Source organism: Halobellus marinus (genome assembly GCF_032113415.1).
Classification (GTDB): Archaea; Halobacteriota; Halobacteria; order Halobacteriales; family Haloferacaceae; genus Haloquadratum; species Haloquadratum marinus.
In genome coordinates, this window is record NZ_CP134946.1 from 116,581 (window position 1) to 134,379 (window position 17,799).

The 17,799-nt window shown below is 63.6% G+C and carries 15 protein-coding genes; 9 read left to right on the top strand and 6 right to left on the bottom strand.

All coding sequences use genetic code 11. The annotated features are described in order from the left end of the window. Nucleotides 1–48 precede the first annotated feature (48 nt). Nucleotides 49–1,692, top strand: coding sequence for a GTPBP1 family GTP-binding protein (locus RJT37_RS00585; protein WP_313686892.1), 1,644 nt, complete (start codon nt 49–51; stop codon nt 1,690–1,692). 51 nt (nt 1,693–1,743) lie between these two features. Here RJT37_RS00585 and RJT37_RS00590 read toward each other — a convergent pair whose 3' ends face one another. Both RJT37_RS00590 and RJT37_RS00595 read right to left on the bottom strand, forming a co-directional pair. Then, a complete protein-coding gene (locus RJT37_RS00590) occupies nt 1,744–2,118 on the bottom strand; it encodes a PIN domain-containing protein (RefSeq protein ID WP_313686894.1) in 375 nt (124 codons plus the stop codon). Next, complete coding sequence (locus RJT37_RS00595; protein ID WP_313686896.1) at nt 2,119–2,349, bottom strand: AbrB/MazE/SpoVT family DNA-binding domain-containing protein; 231 nt, start codon at nt 2,347–2,349, stop codon at nt 2,119–2,121. A gap of 138 nt (nt 2,350–2,487) precedes the next feature. Between RJT37_RS00595 and RJT37_RS00600 the strand changes: the two genes are divergently transcribed. Next, entirely contained in the window at nt 2,488–3,804 is a 1,317-nt protein-coding gene (locus tag RJT37_RS00600) for a M48 family metallopeptidase (protein WP_313686898.1), read from the top strand. A 59-nt stretch (nt 3,805–3,863) separates the two neighbouring features. On the opposite strand, the gene RJT37_RS00605 is transcribed toward RJT37_RS00600, so the two are convergent. Both RJT37_RS00605 and mch read right to left on the bottom strand, forming a co-directional pair. Continuing rightward, on the bottom strand, nt 3,864–4,352 hold the full coding sequence (locus tag RJT37_RS00605; protein ID WP_313686900.1) for a double winged helix-containing putative transcriptional regulator: 489 nt from the start codon (nt 4,350–4,352) through the stop codon (nt 3,864–3,866). A gap of 4 nt (nt 4,353–4,356) precedes the next feature. Continuing rightward, the gene (gene mch / locus RJT37_RS00610) at nt 4,357–5,298 is read right to left on the bottom strand and encodes a methenyltetrahydromethanopterin cyclohydrolase (RefSeq protein WP_313686901.1); all 942 of its coding nucleotides are present in this window, start codon (nt 5,296–5,298) and stop codon (nt 4,357–4,359) included. Nucleotides 5,299–5,413: 115 nt separating this feature from the next. Here mch and RJT37_RS00615 point away from each other — a divergent pair, with 115 nt between their 5' ends. The 7 genes from RJT37_RS00615 (at nt 5,414) to RJT37_RS00645 (ending at nt 16,518) form a co-directional block, all read left to right on the top strand. After that, the gene (locus RJT37_RS00615) at nt 5,414–5,704 is read left to right on the top strand and encodes a UPF0175 family protein (RefSeq protein ID WP_311172531.1); all 291 of its coding nucleotides are present in this window, start codon (nt 5,414–5,416) and stop codon (nt 5,702–5,704) included. Further along, on the top strand, nt 5,705–6,217 hold the full coding sequence (locus RJT37_RS00620) for a PIN domain-containing protein (RefSeq protein ID WP_313686904.1): 513 nt from the start codon (nt 5,705–5,707) through the stop codon (nt 6,215–6,217). Nucleotides 6,218–6,618: 401 nt separating this feature from the next. Next, nucleotides 6,619–8,967, top strand: a complete 2,349-nt coding sequence (locus RJT37_RS00625; protein ID WP_313686906.1) for a DUF7827 domain-containing protein — start codon at nt 6,619–6,621, stop codon at nt 8,965–8,967. A 952-nt stretch (nt 8,968–9,919) separates the two neighbouring features. After that, nucleotides 9,920–12,163: a DUF7827 domain-containing protein gene (locus RJT37_RS00630; protein ID WP_313686908.1), complete on the top strand. Its 2,244-nt coding sequence runs from the start codon at nt 9,920–9,922 to the stop codon at nt 12,161–12,163. Nucleotides 12,164–12,359: 196 nt separating this feature from the next. Further along, nucleotides 12,360–13,649, top strand: coding sequence for an MFS transporter (locus tag RJT37_RS00635; RefSeq protein ID WP_313686910.1), 1,290 nt, complete (start codon nt 12,360–12,362; stop codon nt 13,647–13,649). Between the two features lie 121 nt (nt 13,650–13,770). Then, entirely contained in the window at nt 13,771–14,910 is a 1,140-nt protein-coding gene (locus tag RJT37_RS00640; RefSeq protein WP_313686912.1) for an outer membrane protein assembly factor BamB family protein, read from the top strand. Nucleotides 14,911–15,084: 174 nt separating this feature from the next. Beyond that, nucleotides 15,085–16,518, top strand: a complete 1,434-nt coding sequence (locus RJT37_RS00645) for a DASH family cryptochrome (RefSeq protein WP_313686914.1) — start codon at nt 15,085–15,087, stop codon at nt 16,516–16,518. On the opposite strand, the gene RJT37_RS00650 is transcribed toward RJT37_RS00645, so the two are convergent. Together RJT37_RS00650 and RJT37_RS00655 are read right to left on the bottom strand one after the other, a co-directional pair. Beyond that, a complete protein-coding gene (locus tag RJT37_RS00650) occupies nt 16,515–16,763 on the bottom strand; it encodes a DUF7861 family protein (protein WP_313686916.1) in 249 nt (82 codons plus the stop codon). The genes RJT37_RS00645 and RJT37_RS00650 overlap by 4 nt on opposite strands. Before the next feature lie 81 nt (nt 16,764–16,844). Then, the gene (locus RJT37_RS00655) at nt 16,845–17,798 is read right to left on the bottom strand and encodes an SDR family NAD(P)-dependent oxidoreductase (protein WP_313686918.1); all 954 of its coding nucleotides are present in this window, start codon (nt 17,796–17,798) and stop codon (nt 16,845–16,847) included. Nucleotide 17,799 lies beyond the last annotated feature (1 nt).

Below are 17,799 nucleotides of genomic sequence, written 5' to 3' on the forward strand. Positions count from 1 at the left end.
ACTCACACCACGAAAAGGGTTTTAATAAGCCGTTCCCTATCGCCGGCTATGAGCGCTGATCGGGCCGTTCTCGAAGCGGCCCTCGAGCGCGGCGAGGAGGAGGGTGGCAATGTCGAATTCAAAGAGCGGCTCTCGCGGGACCTCCACCTCGCAGACGGTCGGCTGGAGAGTCTCGCGGCGCAGCTCCGCCACCGCGTGCTCTCCGGGGACGGCACGGCGACGTACGTGGTCGGGGTCACCGACGACGGCGGGATTGCGGGCATCTCGCCGGAAGCCTTCTCGGAATCGATGGACGTGCTCTCGATCCTCGCCGAAGAGGCCGGCGCACACATCGCCGATGCCGAAACGTGGGGCGTCGGCGACGACGGCGAGAACGGAATCGTCGGCGTCGCGACCGTCGAGGAGGGGGCGGTGCTCGACGTCGACGAGGACCACATCGTGGTCGGGACCGCCGGCCACGTCGACCACGGGAAATCGACGCTGGTCGGCTCGCTCGTCACCGGGACCGCCGACGACGGCGAGGGCGGGACTCGCGGTTTCCTGGACGTCCAACCTCACGAGGTCGAGCGCGGGCTCTCGGCGGATCTCTCCTACGCCGTCTACGGGTTCGCCGACGGGGCGGCGGTCCATATGGACAACCCCCATCGGAAATCTGATCGCGCACGCGTGGTGGAGGAGTCCGACCGGCTGGTCTCGTTCGTCGACACGGTCGGCCACGAGCCGTGGCTGCGGACGACGATCCGCGGCCTCGTCGGCCAGCGCCTCGATTACGGGCTGCTCGTCGTCGCGGCCGACGACGGGCCGACGAAGACGACGCGGGAACACCTCGGCATCCTGCTCGCGATGGAACTGCCGACCGTCGTCGCGATCACGAAGGCCGACACCGTGGACGAAGCACGCCTCGAAGCGGTCGAACGCGAGGTCGAGCGCCTGCTGCGGGACGTCGACCGGACGCCGCTGCGGGTCGACAGACACGGCGTCGAGGTCGCCGTCGAGGAACTGGGCGATTCGGTCGTGCCGGTCCTGCAGACCAGCGCGGTCACGATGGACGGCCTCGACGACCTCGATGCGATGTTCCGACGGCTGCCGAAGACCGCGACCGAAGAGCGGGCGGACTTCCGGATGTACGTCGACCGGACCTACTCGATCACCGGGGTCGGCGCGGTCGCCTCGGGGACCGTCAACTCCGGGAGCGTCGAAGCGGGCGACGAACTCCTCCTGGGCCCGATGTCGGACGGCTTGTTCCGCGAGGTCGAGGTCCGATCGATCGAGATGCACCACCACCGCGTCGACCGGGCGAAGGCGGGCCGGATCGTCGGTATCGCGCTGAAAGGCGTCGACGAGGAGGAGATCGAACGCGGGATGGCGCTGCTCCCCGCCGACGCCGACCCGACGCCCGTCCGGTCGTTCGAGGCGGAGGTGATGGTCCTGAACCATCCGACGCGCATCCGCGACGGATACGAGCCGGTGGTCCACCTGGAGACGGTCGGCGAGGCGGCCATCTTCCGGCCGGAAGGCGGCCAACTCCTGCCGGGCGACACCGGGACGGCGACGGTCGAGTTCAAGTTCCGGCCGTATCTCGTCGAGGAGGGCCAGCGATTCGTCTTCCGCGAGGGCCAATCGAAGGGCGTCGGGACGGTGATGGAGGTCGACGACGGCGGCACGTCGGAAGCAGAGGGCGGTCGGGACTAGCCGTGTTTCGTCGATACTCAACGATCGTTCGCTGAGCGCCTCACAAGTATCTCACTCTTCGTCTACTTCCTTCAGGTCGAGTCGCGGCACAAATCCCTCGTACGCGTCGTCACTGGAAACGATCGTGTCGCCATCAGATTCGACGAGATGAAGCGCGTCAAAAGGGGTGAAGCCGTGGTCTTCGACGTACGTTGACGCCGCGACGACCGTTTTTTCATCACCGCGAACTTCCACTAAATTTGCGGCGTTTGTGACTACCCGCTCTGTATCCAACTCTTCGCGGTACGCGACGAGAAGGAGTTCGATGAGTGTGAACTGTGACGTCCAGAGGTCCTGATCGTGCTCCGAATATAGGGTCTCAGCGGCTGTCCCGAGCCAGTCTTCGTCCTTGATGAGCGCCAAGAGAAAATCAGTCTCCGCGTACATTCAGCGTCCCGCCTCGTCCAGAGCTGCCCTTCGAGCGTCTTCACGGAGTTCTTCGGCCGTCTTTTCGACGTCGTCGAATTCGTCTCGCAACGCATCGAGCGGATCGTCTGCGATCGGAACCAGTTTGATACCGTCGTGGAGGTCGACGACGTAATAGTGGTCGCCGTATCGCTCGCGGAGTTCTCTCGGGAGCGTCAATCGACCTCTGTCATCCAACTTCGCATCGGACATATGCTATCGTAGAGTGGGCGAATATAAAACTATTCCCCGAAATCGAGACGTTACCCACAATACCGCGGTATTGCTGTTCTCCAAGCCGAACATTCCCGTCCGCGACGTTGAAGTTCCACGACGCCCCACCAGTGAATAATGGTATCGATAGCGGTACTCGCGCTCGTCGGACTCCTCGTCGGCGTCCAACTGCTCGAGACGGTCCTCGACCGCCTGAACCTCCGGTACGGCGCCTCGGCCGTCCGCGACGCCGCCGAGTGGGTGCAGAATGCGCTCGACGTCGACGACCCCGAGGCGATGCTTTCGTATCAGCGCTCGAAAACGATCCTCGCGCGGATCCAGTCGTGGGTCAGCGTCCTCGCAATCCTCGCGATCGTCGTCTCGGGACTCTACGGCGATATCGCGACCGCGCTGACCGAGACCGGGCTCCCCAGCGCGGCGCAGGGCGTGGTCCTCTTCGCTGGGGCCGTCCTCGCCGGGCGCGTCCTGTCGGCGCCGTTCGACGCCTACGAGACGTTCGTCGTCGAGGAGCGGTTCGGCTTCAACAACCAGACGCCGGCGCTGTGGCTGCGGGATCTGGTCGTCGGCACGGTCGTCGCGCTCGTCTTCGGCGGCCTCATCGCGGGCGGGATCCTCCTTGCCGTCGCGGCGCTGCCGACTGTGTGGCCCGTCGTCGGCTGGGCGCTGGTCGTCGGCTTCTCGCTGCTTATGATGGTACTCTACCCGCGTGTGATCGCGCCGCTTTTCAACGACTTCGAGCCGATCGAGGACGGCGACCTCCGCGAGGCCGTCGAGGACGTCTTCGAGCGCGCCGGTTTCGACTGCGAGCAGATCTACGAGATGGACGCGAGCCGCCGGTCTTCGCACTCGAACGCGTACTTCGTCGGGTTCGGGCGCGCAAAGCGCGTGGTGCTTTTCGATACGCTGGTCGAGCAGATGGACCGCGAGGCGATCCAGGCGGTGCTCGCACACGAACTCGCTCACTGGAAGAAGGCCCACATCTGGAAGCAACTGGCCGCCTCCGCGGTGCAGATGGCCGTGGTCTTCGCGTTCCTGTGGTGGGTGACGACGTCGCAGTGGGTGTACGCGGCGTTCGGGCTGCCGGAGGTGACCTACGCCGCGCTCGGGATCGGCCTCCTGTACGCCGCGCCGGTGCTGTCTTTGACTGCGCCGCTGACGAACCGGCTGTCGTTGGCCCACGAGCGGGAGGCCGACGACTTCGCCGCCGAGACGATGGGCGAAATTGAATCAATGGCGCGTGCGTTGCGCACGCTCGCGGGCGAGAATCTGAGTAACCCGTTCCCGCACCCCGCCTACGCCGCGTTCCACCTGACGCATCCGCCGATTCCCGAGCGGATCCGGCGGCTCAGAGAGCAGTACGGCGATGCGGATGGTGGCGACGGCGTCGCGGACGACGAGCACGGAAGCGGGCCGGACGTTCCGCCAGCGACGTGAGCGCTCGGGAGCAGACTGACGTGGGCGTCCTGGAGCGTACTGATTCTGGAGCGGACTGATTATTCTACGCGCACGTAACCGCCGTCGCGCTCGGCAGCCAGATCCAGCAGGACTGCCCATCCGAGGATCCGCTCGACGCGCTCGCGCCAGACGTCGCGCCAGTCTCCGGCCGCGCGGTGGGTCTCCCAGACCGGGACGCGCTCCTCGAAGTCGGCGAAGACGTCGTCGACGGATTTCGGCTCGTCGCTATCGAGCGACGCCAGCACCTCGCGGGCGCCGTAGACCCGCTCGCGGAACGCCGCTCGAAGGTGTTCGGGCGTCGGCTCGGTCGACTCCCGAACGAACCCCGAGGACGTCTCCGAGGCAAGTTCGAGCGCACGGAGGAACGTGAGCCACGTCCGCGCGACGTCGCGCGAGCGGAAGTCCACTCGGCGCATCAGGCGGGCGCAGCAGTCGTCTTCCGAGCCGGGGACGAGCGGGACGGCGCGCTGGGCGTCCGCGACGAGATCGAGCGACTTGGGCGGTTCGGGGAGGAGTTTGAATCGCACGTTGCTACCGGTACTCGAAGGATTCCGCGAGCAGTTTCTCGTCGGTCTCACCGAGGACGTGGGTCGGGCCGTCGACGACGTCGATCGTCACCTTCGCGGGCGCGAACACGGATTCGGGCACCTCGTAGAAGTCCCAGTCGGCGTCTTCGAAGATCTCCGCGAACGGCGTGCCGTACTCCTCGCGGGCGCTCGACGGCAGGCTGTCGAACTCGTCGAAGTCTTCGGCGACGGTGAGGTGGACCTCGCCGCCGTACGCGAGGGCGTCGTTCGTCCGCGCCATCGCGACGCTCTCGTCGTAGCTTACCGGCGCGACTGGGGCGGAACCGAACACTGACTTCACGTTCCGGACGTCGTAGCCGAGTTCGAAGAGGCGGAAGAGCGCGAGTTCGGCCGCGCGGGCGGCCGCGGTGACGCTGCCGACGGTCGAACCCGTTGCGTAGGCGGGGAGAAAGACGCCGCTGGGATCGATGCCCGCGCGCTCGGCGACGTGTTCGGCGATCCGGTCGTCCGGGAGGTCGATGCTCTCGACTGCGAGGACGGTGAGATCGAACTCGTCGGCGTACTCGATGGCGTGGAACTCGTCCTCCTCGGCGACGAGCGCGCGTGCCGGTCCCGATCCGAGGCCGTCGAACGGCGGATCGTCAAAGGTGAGTTCCCAGCCCGCCTTCTGCGAACAGAGCAGGGCGACGGCGGGGTGGTCGGTTGCGAGTTCGACGTGGGGCGTCGGTGCGCCGGCGATCTCGTCCATTCGCGCCTGGACGGTCGCGAGGCCGGCGGTCTGGACCTCGGCGAGCAACATTCCCGCTTCGAGGCCGCCCTCGCTGTCGACACCGAAATCGAGGACGGTGGCGCCCGAGTCCAGTTCGTAGGGGTCGACGCGGAGTTCGTCCGCGAAGTCGATGGCCTCGTCGATCAGTTCGATGGCCATCCGGTTGATGGAATCCATAGGGTCGGGTTGGGCGGCGTCCGGTAAAGGGATTGGTAGTCGATCGATCCCCTACTTTCTTCGGCGTTATTGGTGCAACCGAAGGTTTGTATACGTTGCACACGACGTATACAGTATGGGAACGGTATCAGCCCGGGTGCCCGACGAGGTCGAAGCCGAACTCGAAGCGTACCTCGAAGCCGAGAAACTCGACCGGAGTACAGCTATCCGGAAGCTGCTCGCAGAGGGACTCGAACAGTGGCGCCGCGAGCAGGCGCTCGAACGACTGGAATCGGGCTCGATCACCTTCAGCAGGGCAGCCGAAATCGCGGGGATGTCGGTCTGGGACTTCGCGCAGCTAGCCGACGAGCGGGACGTCACCTGGGTCGACGACGAGCATCTTCGGGAGGATCTCGAGGACCTCTAAATGTGGGTCTTCGACGCGACGCCGCTCATCTATCTGGCGAAAGTCGACCGAATCGCGCTTCCGGACCACCTCGACGAGCCGTGTGTGATTCCCGAACCGGTCTACTGTGAGGTCGTCGAAGCGGGCATCGAGCAGGACTATCCCGACGCACGGCGCGTCGAGTGCGCCGTCGATGACGGCGTTTTTGAAATCGTTGAGGTCGTCGAGACCGAGTTGCTGTCGCGGTTGCGGGAGAATCAGAACCTGAGTGACGCCGACGCCGCCGTGCTCGCTTACGCCGGGAGAAACGACGGGGTGGCCGTGATGGACGAGACGTACGGTCGTGACGTCGCGGCGACGGAGGGAATCGAGACGCGGGGGACAGCATATCTGATTCTGCTGCTCGCGTCTCGTGGTGTGATCTCCCCCGACGCTGCTCGGACTGTCATCGACGAGATGGTCGACGCAGGCTGGTACTGTGCGCCCGACGTCTACGCGAGGATCGTGCGGAAACTGGAGTCGCTTGCGGACTGATGAGTAGGGTCGACGTGGTACGTTGCCGAAGGAGTGCGGGGCGACGACCACGACGCCGGGATCGGAAAACACTACTCTTCCAGTGCCCCGTTTCGCTCTCGATTGTCGAGGCCGAACGATCTGATACCTGCGCGGAATCGAGCGGACGAACCCTACTCGATCGATAGTCCCGACCGTGTGAAGTCTTCTCATAGAATTCCGGCGACTGTGGCGTTCTCGCGGCGGTTTGCGTCAGACAACTACACAAAGTATTTACCGGACGTCGTACTTGTTTGCCCTGTACCCCTACCCATGGTGGCAGAAGCGAGTACTGCGGACCACGTCCGACCGATCGGACGCACGCATCCGGCGTTCGGTGCGCGCAAAGCTGCTGTCGCCGATTGCGGTAAACACAACAAACTATGACAGGAAACTCAAACAAGACGCGCGCAGTAATCCTTGCCGCGCTTATGGTCTTCAGCGTCTTCGCTGGGACCGTGGCGTTCACAGGGAGTGCTGCTGCGCAAGCAGAATACGCAGGCGGCGCTGTTGAGTATGAAAACAGCAGTGACGTCTGGATAATCGAAGTACCGGTTCAGGATGGAAGTATAGACAATACGACCGTCACTAGTAATAACGTCGAACTTACTGATGACGGCGACGAGATTAATGACGAAATCGACTTTGATGCCAGTCAGAACGCCAGCACTGACGGTACTGTCGTCTTAGTGCTTCAGGACAACGAACGATACGCCTCTGACGACCTAGAAGTCGAATTCAGCGGTGACCTGGAGGACCTGGGTGGCCCGCACGAAGTCGCCTTCGCTGCCGAGTCGTACGATGAAGACCTCACTCAGGACATAGACTCCTACCAGGGAACGACAATCGCCTTCTATAACGATACTGGCGACGAAATCACGGATTACACGATCGAAAACGACGACTACTTCCAGAATTACGGTTCTGGAGACAACAGCTCGGTGTTCTACGTTGACACCGACAACCTCGAAACGGAAGAGTACGAACTGGACGATACTACATATAACCTCACCGTTCGTGACCTCGGTCTGAGTATCGATCTCGACGAAACCAACGTCACGACTGACGAAGAAATCGAGGGTACCGTCGAGGCCCGCGCATCCAGTCGTCCGATCACGATCGAGCTACTCGAAGACGGTGACGCTGTGGACGGCGAGACTATTGATAACATTCAACTCAATGGTCAGGGTGAGTACGACTTCTCCATCGACGCGAGCGACCTCGATACAGGAGACTACACCGTCGAAGTGACGGACGACAATAGCTTCGTTAGCTCTGAATCCTCGACGGTGACCGTCAGTGAGGCGGCCGACGAGGAAGCTTCCTTCGAGAACAACGTTGTCACCGACCAGCGTGGTGACATCCTTGAGTTCACCGTCGAAATGACGAGCACGGACACGGCAACTGTTGTGTTCGGTTCGGAGAGTGACGGCGTGAATGCGACTGCCACAGTCATCGACGATGATGACGACGGTGAAGTCACGGTGTACGCGGACACGTTCAACTTCAACAACAGTAGCGCCGACGGTCAGGTCTTCGCTCTCGACGACGACAGCGACGACGAAATCGAGACCCGGTCCGTTCACTCGGACCCCCTCGAAAACCTGATCGACGCTGGCGACTACGACCTTGACGTCCGTGCTGGAGACGATTACACGGATGACTCGGACGATGTCGCTACTGTCACACTCGAACAGCGGAGTACGGATGCCTTCCGTACGTGGACCGCTCCGGAATCCGTCGGCACTCCCTCGGATCTCGAAGACATCAACGAGGGTCTCGACGAGGGTGAAATCACCCAGTCTTCCGATGTCGCTAACGGTGACGTCGTCATCCACCAGCTCGAAGCCTCCGGCTTCGAAGGTGCCTTCGACGCACGAGACCAGGAGGATATCACCGACGAGTTCTTCACCGCTACGGGTAACTTCACCGACCTGACGGTCGAGGAAGCGGATCCGGGTGCAAATCAGGATGCGGACGTCCTGCAGCTTGACTCGGAGAATGCGACCGTCATCGCCGACGGTGAGAACGACACGTACTTCATCGCGTACGATTCGGACGCGGTGACGTACGAGAACGGTAACTCGATCGAGGACGATACGGCGCTTGATGCCGAGTTCACGGTCATCAACGACGATGACTCGACGGTCCCGGACTACACGTCTGAAGACCTCGATGACGACGAGAACGAGACAATCAGCGCCACGTTCGAGGTTACCGAGCCGACTATCACGGTCGACACGCCGTACAACGTCTCGAACGCCGAAGGCCAGACCGTGAGCGGCACGACGTCGCTCGCTCCGGGTACGGAGCTTACCCTCCGCGTCCGCAGTGACGACGGTGTTAGCCCGAGCTTCCTGAAGACGGCCTCGCCCGTCGTTCAGGAAGACCGCACCTGGAGTGCAGAGATGGACTTCAGTGAGCAGGCTGTTGGCGACACCTACGAGATCGTCGTCAACGGCGGCAACGCCGACGAAGTGGACGAAGACGGCGCGGTCGTCGAATCCGTCGGCACCGCGACGCCTGAGCCGGACACGGACACGCCTGAGCCGGACACGGACACGCCTGAGCCGGACACGGACACGCCTGAGCCGGACACGGACACGCCTGAGCCGGACACGGACACGCCTGAGCCGGACACTGAGACGCCGACCTCCACGCCCGGATTCGGTGTGGTCGTCGCGCTCACGGCGCTCCTCGCCGCAGCCCTGCTCGCGATCCGTCGCGACTGAGCTGAACGGCTGAACCACCGGAACTGATTCCGGCCTTTCGACTTCCACTTTCTTTCGGCGCTACTTCGGATAGCCGCGGCACTCGTGTCTATCTTGCTCGTTCGCTGTCCCCAGCAACGGTGAATAGTGCTCGATCCTCTGTTCGCGGACGCTATTTTGATTGATGAGAATCTGTATCGCTGCCGCGAAAGTGTCAGTAAGTCAGATACCTGATATCGACGAAGAAAACTATTTAGGTCTCCTATCAATCGTTTGTAGTACTCCTACATCGGCGGCATCGCTCGCGTACGGTCGGAAGATCCCGATTCTCGCACGTGATACTGTCGTCGTGCTAAGGGGGGCAAATATGACAAAAGAGACAACCAAGAGCCGCGCAGTGTTCCTCGCGGCGCTTATGATCTTCAGCGTGTTCGCGGGGACCGTCGCGTTTTCGGGGAGCGTCGCTGCTGTGAACGATCCGCAGACAAATGGCGGCGATGTTACCAATACGACGGTAGTGGAGACTTCCAACAACACACATACGATTAAGCTCAACGGGACACTAAATACCTCTAACACTACGCCCGTAAACTACATCTTTTCACTCCCGAACGGTGCAGCATTCGATCTCTCTGGAACCGACAATTCTACAGTCCAGATTAATAGTGCGGATAACGTATCGATTACAAGCACCTCAGTTGACGACGGAAACAATAACTTCACTGCTACCGTCGATCCGGACGGTAGTGGACTCGATACGGAACAGATCAATCTCACGTTCGATCTCACAGGTGTAAAAGCGCCGTCCGTATCGAGCAATACTAACTATGAAGCGACGTTCGCTGTCGACAACAACACCGATGACACCTTCGAAGACTCGACCGTAATCGATACGTTAACCGTCCAAGATACGGCTTCGGGCTCCCCTGAACTCAGTAGTGCCACGCACTACGACGATACGGGTGACGAGGGCGTGGGTGTCGAACTCGCATTCAGTGAAGCGGTCGACGTTTCCGCAAGCGATATCACCCTTTACGAGGACGAATCTGAAGTCGGTGACTACACCGTCCAAGATACCGGATTCACCGAGCGCGTCTTCATCACTACCGACAGCACGATTCTCACCGGCGATCTGGAAGTCGAACTGTCGAGTAATATCGAAGACGCAGACGATAACAGCCTTATTGACTCCGACACCGGCAACAACTCCGTCACGTTCGCGCCGGTGACAGTCAAAAAGGACGACGACAAGAACGCCTACGAGGGCGGCAACATCGCAATCGTCAGCGAAAGCGGTAACAACAAAGACGTCGAAATCGAAGGGCCCAACGGCTACTACTTCTCGGGCTCGACCGACACGAACAGCGAGGTGTTCGTGTTCAATACGAGCGACCGCGACCTCGGAGAGTACGACATCAGCATCGCCGGGAGCAACATCGACGACACGCAACTCACGCTCCGTGACCTCGGCCTCGAACTCACCGTCGACGATACCGACGTGACGACCGCCGAGTCGATCGAGGGCACCGTCGAGGCCAGCGCGTCCGATCGCGACATCACCGTCGAACTGCTCGACAGCAGCGGTGACACCGTCGACGGGTCGACGACCGATGCGACCCTCAGCGGGCAGGGATCGTACGACTTCAGCTTCGATCCGTCCAGCTCCGGGCTGGACCTGGATACGGGTAACTACACGGTTCACGTGACCGACGACTACTCCGGCGTCGAGGTCGAGTCCTCGGACGTCACCGTCAGCGAGGCGGGCGATAAGAGCGCAGACTTCACTGAGAGCGTCGTCACCGACCAGCGTGGTGACACGATAGAATTCACAGTCGAAACCCAACAGACCGACACGGCGACGCTGACGTTCGGCACGGAAAGCCAGGGTGTGGTCTCCAACGTGAGTGTCGAAGACAACAACGGCGACGATCAGGTCACTGTCTACCTGAACACCTACTCGCTGTGGGCTGTTAGCGAGACCGGCAGCAGTGAACTCACAGAGAGCAGCAGCACCTCGCTGTGGAGCGTCGATGACGACAGCGACGACGAAGTCCGCAACTGGGACCTTACGACCAACACCTCGGACCTGATCGACGCCGGCGAGTACGACCTCGAAGCGCGTCCGGACGCGGGCGTCTCGGGTACTGAATCGACCGACGTCGAAACCGTGAGCCTGCAGGATCGCGGAACGACGGAGTTCCGGACCTGGACGGCACCTGACGACGTTTCCATCTCGGACCTCGAAGACGTCTCGGAAGCTGTCGAAAACGGCGAATTGACGCAGTCCTCCGAGATCGCTAACGGCGATATCGTGGTTCACGAGCTGCAGAGCTCCGGTCTCGAAGGCGCGCTCGGTGCAGAGCAGACTGAAGACGTCACCGATCGGTTCTACACGATCAAAGACGCCGGCGTCTACGATCTGACCGTCGAACAGTCCGAAGCGGGTGCGAACCAGCAGGCGTTCGAGGTGCTGCTCAACGAGAGTAACACGACAGTCATCGCCGACGGTGCGAACGACACCTACTACGTGCTGTTCGACACCGACGAAATCAACACGACACGGAGCGATCAGGACATCCCGGACGACGAAGGGCTGACCGCGAACTTCACCGTCTACAACGACAACGGCTTTGACTTCGCGCCGGATGACCTCGACGACGACGAGGATGCGGAGACCCTCGTCGACTACGAGGTCGTCGAGCCCGAACTCTCGGTCGGCACCCCGTACAACGTCTCGGACGCGGCCGAGCAGACTGTCAGCGGCACGACGACGCTCGCACCCGGCACGGAACTAACGCTCCGCGTGCGCAGTACGGACGGCACGAGTCCGAGCTTCCTGAAGACCGCATCGCCCGTGGTCCAGTCCGACCGGACCTGGAACGCGGACCTGGACTTCAGCGAGCAGAACGTCGGCGACACCTACGAGATCGTCATCAACGACGGCTCGGGTGGCGCTGACCAAGTGACCGAAGACGGCACCGTCGTCGAAGTAGTCGATACGAGTACGCCGATGCCGGAACCGGAGACGGACACGCCGGAACCGGATACGGACACCGCCACGGCTGAACCTGACACGACGACGGCCGAGCCTGAGCCGGACACGGACACACCGGAGCCGGACACTGAGACGCCGACCTCCACGCCAGGATTCGGTGTGTTCGTCGCGCTCACCGCGCTCCTCGCCGCAGCCCTGCTCGCGATCCGCCGCGAGAACTAACGTTCTCGCGAGCTTCCATCTTCGATGGGAACGGCGAGACTAGGCTGAAAAACAGAGAACTACCGGAACCGACTCCGGCTTTCACCTTCGACTTCTTTCGACGCTATCGGGTAGCGATAGTGTCATCGCAGGTCCACCGACGTCTGCCGTATTCGTCAGGGTCTTTTTACCGCGACTACTCACAGTAATCACATCCGTGCCCAATTTCATCGCCGCCCGTGTCTCGTCGGCGGTCGACGCACTCCGCGGAGGAGGCCGCGGCTGGACGGTGTCGGCGGTCGCGGGCGGGTGGTTCTTCGTTCTCGGACTTCGCTTTGTGATTCCCGCGCTCCTCCCGGCCATCAGAGCCGATTTTCCAGTCTCGGACACTGTCGCGGGCGCCGCGATCACCTTACTCTGGGTTACCTACGCCGCAATGCAATTCCCAGTGGGCGCCTTAATCGACCGACTCGGCGAGCGGACGCTACTGTCAGCGAGCGCAGTCGGCGGCGCCCTTGCGATGGCGGTGTACGCAGTCGCGCCGACCTTCGGGGTGTTCCTGCTCGCGACCGCCGGATTCGGGCTGGCCTCCGGCCTATTCGGCCCGCCGCGAGGAACCCTGCTCTCCCGGGTTTACACCGAGCACGACGGCGCGGCGTTCGGAACGGTCCTCGCCGCGGGGAGCGTCGGCGCCGCCGTGCTCCCGCCCGCTGCGACCTATGCCACGGGGCTTGTCGGCTGGCGGGGCGCGCTCGCGCTGACCGCGCCGGGGTTCCTGATCGCCGGATTCGCACTGCGTGCGTTCGTCCCGGAATTCGACTCACGCGAAGATTCGAATGGCACCGCCGAGACGTCAGATACCAACGTCTGGGACAGCGACGCAGTCGCACGCGTCCAATCCGGCGCAACCGCCGTCAAACGAGCGGTCTCCTCGCGAAAGGTCGGACTCGCTGTCGCCGGTGCGACCCTGATGCTTTTCGTCTTCCAGGGCGTGACCGCGTTCCTGACGACGTACTTCGTCACGGCGAAGGGGCTCTCCGAGGCGACCGCCGGGACGCTCTTCGGCCTGCTGTTTCTCAGCGCCGCGGTGTTTCAGTCCGGCGGCGGAGCGCTCGCCGACCGCTACGGCCACGGGCGGGTGCTCGCGGTTGTTTCCTTCGTAGGCATCGTCCCACTCGTCGCGCTTCCGTACGCCGAGGGGCTCCCCGCACTCGCTGCTGCCGTCTCGCTCCTCGGGATGCGCCTTTCGGTCGGCCCCATCTCGAACGCCTACATCGTCGCGCTGCTCCCGACCGAGATCCGGGGGACCGCGTGGGGCGCGCTCCGAACGGGCTTTTTCATCATCGGCTCGTTCGGCTCCACCGCCGTGGGCGCGCTGGCGGACGCGGACCTGTTCGCGGAGTCGTTCTTCCTGCTCGCGGGACTGACCGGCGTTGCCGGCGTCGTGTTCGTGTTCCTGCCGGAGCGCGGTGCCGAGGCGGATACCGACGATCTGACCGATGCCTAGCCCGTCTCAATCGGTCGCACCGAGTCCGTGTAGCGATCGGTTCGTAGCCTCCGGAGTGCACTCTGACTCCGGACTCCGCCCGCCAACAACCATTTTGCCCTGTGAGACACAGACACACACAATGAGGCGCCGTGGATTCCTGGGTGTAGCGGGACTGACGCTCACGAGCGGCTGTTCGGCGCTCTCCAACGACTCCGGCGAGAGCGAGCAGCCCCCACAGGCCGACGGTGAGTGGCCGATGTACCGGTCCGACGCCGCGAACACCGGGAACCCGCGGACCGCGACCGGACCCACAGACGGTGTTACGCGCCGGTGGACCGTCACGGCCGACGACGCGGTGGGGTCATCCCCAGCAGTCGTCGATGGGACCGTCTACGTCGGAAGCCGGGATGGACACGTGTACGCGGTCGACCGCAACGACGGCAGCGAACGGTGGACGTTCGCGACCGACGACGGTGTGGTCTCCTCGCCGGCAGTCGTCGACGGAACGGTCTACGTCGGCAGCAACGACGGGAACCTCTACGCGCTCGACGCGGCCGACGGCGACCGGCAGTGGTCGTTCGCGACCGAGGCTGCCGTCCAGTCGTCGCCGGCGGTGGTCGACGGGACCGTCTACGTCGGCGGAACCGACCGCTACGCGTACGCGATCGACGCGGCCAGCGGCGAGCGCATCTGGGCCTACCAGACCGACGGGGCGGTGTATTCATCCCCGGCAGTCGCCGACGGGACCGTCTATCTCAGGACCGACAACCGGGGCCTGTACGCGCTCGACGCCGCAAGCGGGGAGTCGCGGTGGACGTACGGCACCCTCTCTGGTGGCGTCTCCTCGCCAGCGATCGCCGACGGGACCTTCTACGTCGGTAGCGACAACCGACGGCTGTACGCGATGGACGCGGCGGACGGAGAGCCGCTGTGGACCTTCGAGACCGACAACTCCGTCTTCTCGTCGCCGGCGGTGGCGGACGGGATTGTCTACGTCGGCAGCGACGACGGAAACCTGTACGCCGTCGATACAGCCAGCGGCGATGCAGAGTGGATCTTCGAAGCCGGGGGGTCGATCTTCTCGTCGCCGGCAGTCGTCGACGGAACGGTCTACGTCGGCAGCAACGACGGCCACGTCTATGGACTCGACGCAGCGAACGGTGATCGGCAACTGTCCTTCGAGACCGGCAGTCCCGTCTTCTCCTCGCCGGCAGTCGTCGGGGGGAGGCTCTACGTCGGCAACATCGCCGGAGCGCTGTTCGCGCTCGAAGCGGAGTGATCCTGTCGCAGCACTGCTCCGGGAGCACCCGGTGCCGAATCACAGCGGGTTCGCCCGCAATTGAGGACGGAAAGGACGCCCGCTGCCGACGCCGGCGAATCGCACTCCCGCCGTAGCCCACCTGAGAACTCACGACTACCCCAATTTCATACCGGACCGGTCCTTGCCGTCGGTATGGACACAGCCGTCGTCTGGTTCCGCGACGACCTCCGCCTCGACGACAACCCGACCCTGACCGACGCCGTCGCCGCCGCTGACGAGGTCCTCCCAGTCTACGTCGCTGACCCCCGCCGGCGAGGTGAGACCCGCTATGGGACCGACAAGCGCGGGCCACGCCGTGGCAGGTTCCGCCGCGAAAGCCTGCTCGATCTCCGAGACTCTCTCCGGGAGCGCGGCGGTGACATACTACTGCGTGCGGGCCGGGTCGAATCGGTCGTGCCAGATCTCGCCGAGCGGGTCGACGCCGACGCCGTCTACGCGCAGACGAAGCCCGCGACAGAGGAACTGGAGAGAGAGCACGCGGTTCGCCGGGCGCTGCCCGAGGACGTCGCCTTCGAGCGCCGGTGGACCCACACGCTGTACCATCTTTCGGACCTGCCGACACCGTACGATCGTATCGACGACACGTTCACGCCGTGGCGCAAAGAGGTCGAAGCCGGCGCCTCGGTCCGCGACCCGGTCGCCGCTCCCGAGACGGTGCCGACGCCCGATCGTGGACTCGATCCCGGCGAGGTCCCGTCGCTCTCGGCGGACGATCGGGAAGTCTCGCCGGCAGACAACCGCGCAGTCCTCCACTTTTCGGGCGGCGAGTCCGCGGGCAAAGACCGGGTTCGGGAGTATATCTGGGAGGGCGATCACCTCCGCGAATATAAGGGGACACGCAACGGGCTGCTGGGGGCAGACTACTCCTCGAAGTTCTCGGCGTGGCTGGCTGCTGGGTGTCTCTCCCCGCGGTGGATTCACCGGGAAGTCAAGCGCTACGAGGACGAACGAGTCGAAAACGAGGACACCTACTGGCTGGTCTTCGAGTTGCTGTGGCGCGACTTCTTCCAGTTCCAGTTCCGCAAACACGGCGCGGACTTCTTCGCCCCGACTGGCATCCGCGACGTCCACAAAGAGTGGGACCGCGACCGCGAGGCGTTCAGGCGCTGGGCTGACGGCGAGACCGGCGTTCCCTTCGTCGACGCGAATATGCGCGAACTGAACCGGACGGGCTATCTGTCCAACCGCGGCCGCCAGAACGTCGCCTCCTTCCTGGCGGACGCGCTCGGCGTCGACTGGCGGTGGGGTGCGGCCTACTTCGAGGAGCGACTCGTCGACTACGACGTAGCCTCGAACTGGGGCAACTGGGCCTACCAGGCCGGCGTCGGCAACGACTCCCGGGACAACCACTTCAACGTCCTCTCGCAGGCCGACCGGTACGACGGCGACGCCGACTACGTCACGACCTGGCTTCCCGAACTCGCGGGCCTCCCGCCGGAGTCCGCGCATCGGCCCTGGCGAATGAGCGATCAGGAGCAAGCGGAGTACGGCGTCGAACTGGGAACCGACTACCCACGGCCGATGATCGATGTCGAGGCCCGCTATAGCGAACTGCGAAACCGCTAATCCTCGCCGTGTTTCCGGTACCAGACACGCTCGCCGACGGGTGACTCCCCCTCGTCGATATCTAGCCGACTCACGAACAGGTCCCGAACGGCGAGCGTGACGACGAGTTCCATCGACCCGCCATCTTCGGAATCGACCGTGACGACACAGTGGCCATCCCGCTCCGTGATCGACCTGATCCTCCCGACCGACCACCGATCACGGTGGTGTGCGGGCTCCCGTGCGTGGATGCGATCGTGCGTCATCTCAGTGGATTCATAATGATTACTCTCGTCTCTTCCCACCGGGGGGTGGCGCTCGGTGGGAAACAGTGAGAGTAATCATTATCAGGCGTCTTCCGGGACGTTTCCATCGCCGGCCGCGGCGGGGTGTCTGTCGTACTCCGCTAGCGGTTCGTCGATCCCGAGAAGCCTTGCACTCTCCGCCCAGAGCCGCCTGGCAGCTTCGCCGTCCCGGGCGGCCTCCGACGGCGTGCGTGGCTGCTGATTCGCGAAGTACCGGCCGGACACGGCCGCAGTGCGTGGGGAGACGGCAACGAAGAGGATCTCGGCGGCCCCGTCGGCGACGGACGTTATCCCGGGGACTGCTTCGAGTCGCTGGAACAGGTTCGGCAGCGGGCCGGGAAGAAACCGACTGAACCCGCTTCCCGGAATCGCGCCCGGGTGGATGCTGTTGGAGGTGATCTCGCGACCCCCTGCGTCGAGCCGTCGGGCGAGTTCCGTCGCAAAGAGGATATTTGCGAGCTTCGAGTGGCTGTACGCCGTGAATCCGGTGTATCGGTCGGGGCCGCGTACTCGATCCAGGTTCAGCGAGGTTCCCTGGTGTGCGCCGGAGGCGGTCGTGACGACCCGGGCACCCTCACGGAGGTGATCGAGCAACTCGGCGGTCAGCAGGTACGGCGACAGGTGGTTGACGTGGAAGGTGTACTCGACGCCTGCGTCGGTCAGCTTTCCGTGCCGAAACAGCCCGCCGGCGTTGTTGACGAGCAGATCCAGCCCGTCAGTCTCCTCGCGCACGGTGGTCGCAAGCGCTTCGACTGCCTCGATATCTGCGAAGTCCGCCTGCAGGAACCTGGCGTCGGCGCCGATCCGGGCGAGTTCGTCGACCACCGCCGCGCCCGCCTGTGTGTCCCGGCCGTGGACGATGACATCCGCGCCGAGTCGACCGAGCGCCAGGGCGGCGGCACGACCGATCCCGCTCGTCGAGCCCGTAATCAGCGCTTGCAGCCCGGTACAGTCGACGTCGGACACATCAGCGAGGGTTTCCGGACGTCTACTCATA

Excerpts from the sequence above, each read along its gene's own strand:
- RJT37_RS00585 (WP_313686892.1), top strand. The coding sequence starts at position 49 with ATGAGCGCTGATCGGGCCGTTCTCGAAGCGGCCCTCGAGCGCGGCGAG.
- RJT37_RS00590 (WP_313686894.1), bottom strand. The coding sequence starts at position 2,118 with ATGTACGCGGAGACTGATTTTCTCTTGGCGCTCATCAAGGACGAAGAC.
- RJT37_RS00595 (WP_313686896.1), bottom strand. The coding sequence starts at position 2,349 with ATGTCCGATGCGAAGTTGGATGACAGAGGTCGATTGACGCTCCCGAGA.
- RJT37_RS00600 (WP_313686898.1), top strand. The coding sequence starts at position 2,488 with ATGGTATCGATAGCGGTACTCGCGCTCGTCGGACTCCTCGTCGGCGTC.
- mch (WP_313686901.1), bottom strand. The coding sequence starts at position 5,298 with ATGGATTCCATCAACCGGATGGCCATCGAACTGATCGACGAGGCCATC.
- RJT37_RS00615 (WP_311172531.1), top strand. The coding sequence starts at position 5,414 with ATGGGAACGGTATCAGCCCGGGTGCCCGACGAGGTCGAAGCCGAACTC.
- RJT37_RS00620 (WP_313686904.1), top strand. The coding sequence starts at position 5,705 with ATGTGGGTCTTCGACGCGACGCCGCTCATCTATCTGGCGAAAGTCGAC.
- RJT37_RS00625 (WP_313686906.1), top strand. The coding sequence starts at position 6,619 with ATGACAGGAAACTCAAACAAGACGCGCGCAGTAATCCTTGCCGCGCTT.
- RJT37_RS00640 (WP_313686912.1), top strand. The coding sequence starts at position 13,771 with ATGAGGCGCCGTGGATTCCTGGGTGTAGCGGGACTGACGCTCACGAGC.
- RJT37_RS00645 (WP_313686914.1), top strand. The coding sequence starts at position 15,085 with ATGGACACAGCCGTCGTCTGGTTCCGCGACGACCTCCGCCTCGACGAC.
- RJT37_RS00650 (WP_313686916.1), bottom strand. The coding sequence starts at position 16,763 with ATGACGCACGATCGCATCCACGCACGGGAGCCCGCACACCACCGTGAT.
- RJT37_RS00655 (WP_313686918.1), bottom strand. The coding sequence starts at position 17,798 with ATGAGTAGACGTCCGGAAACCCTCGCTGATGTGTCCGACGTCGACTGT.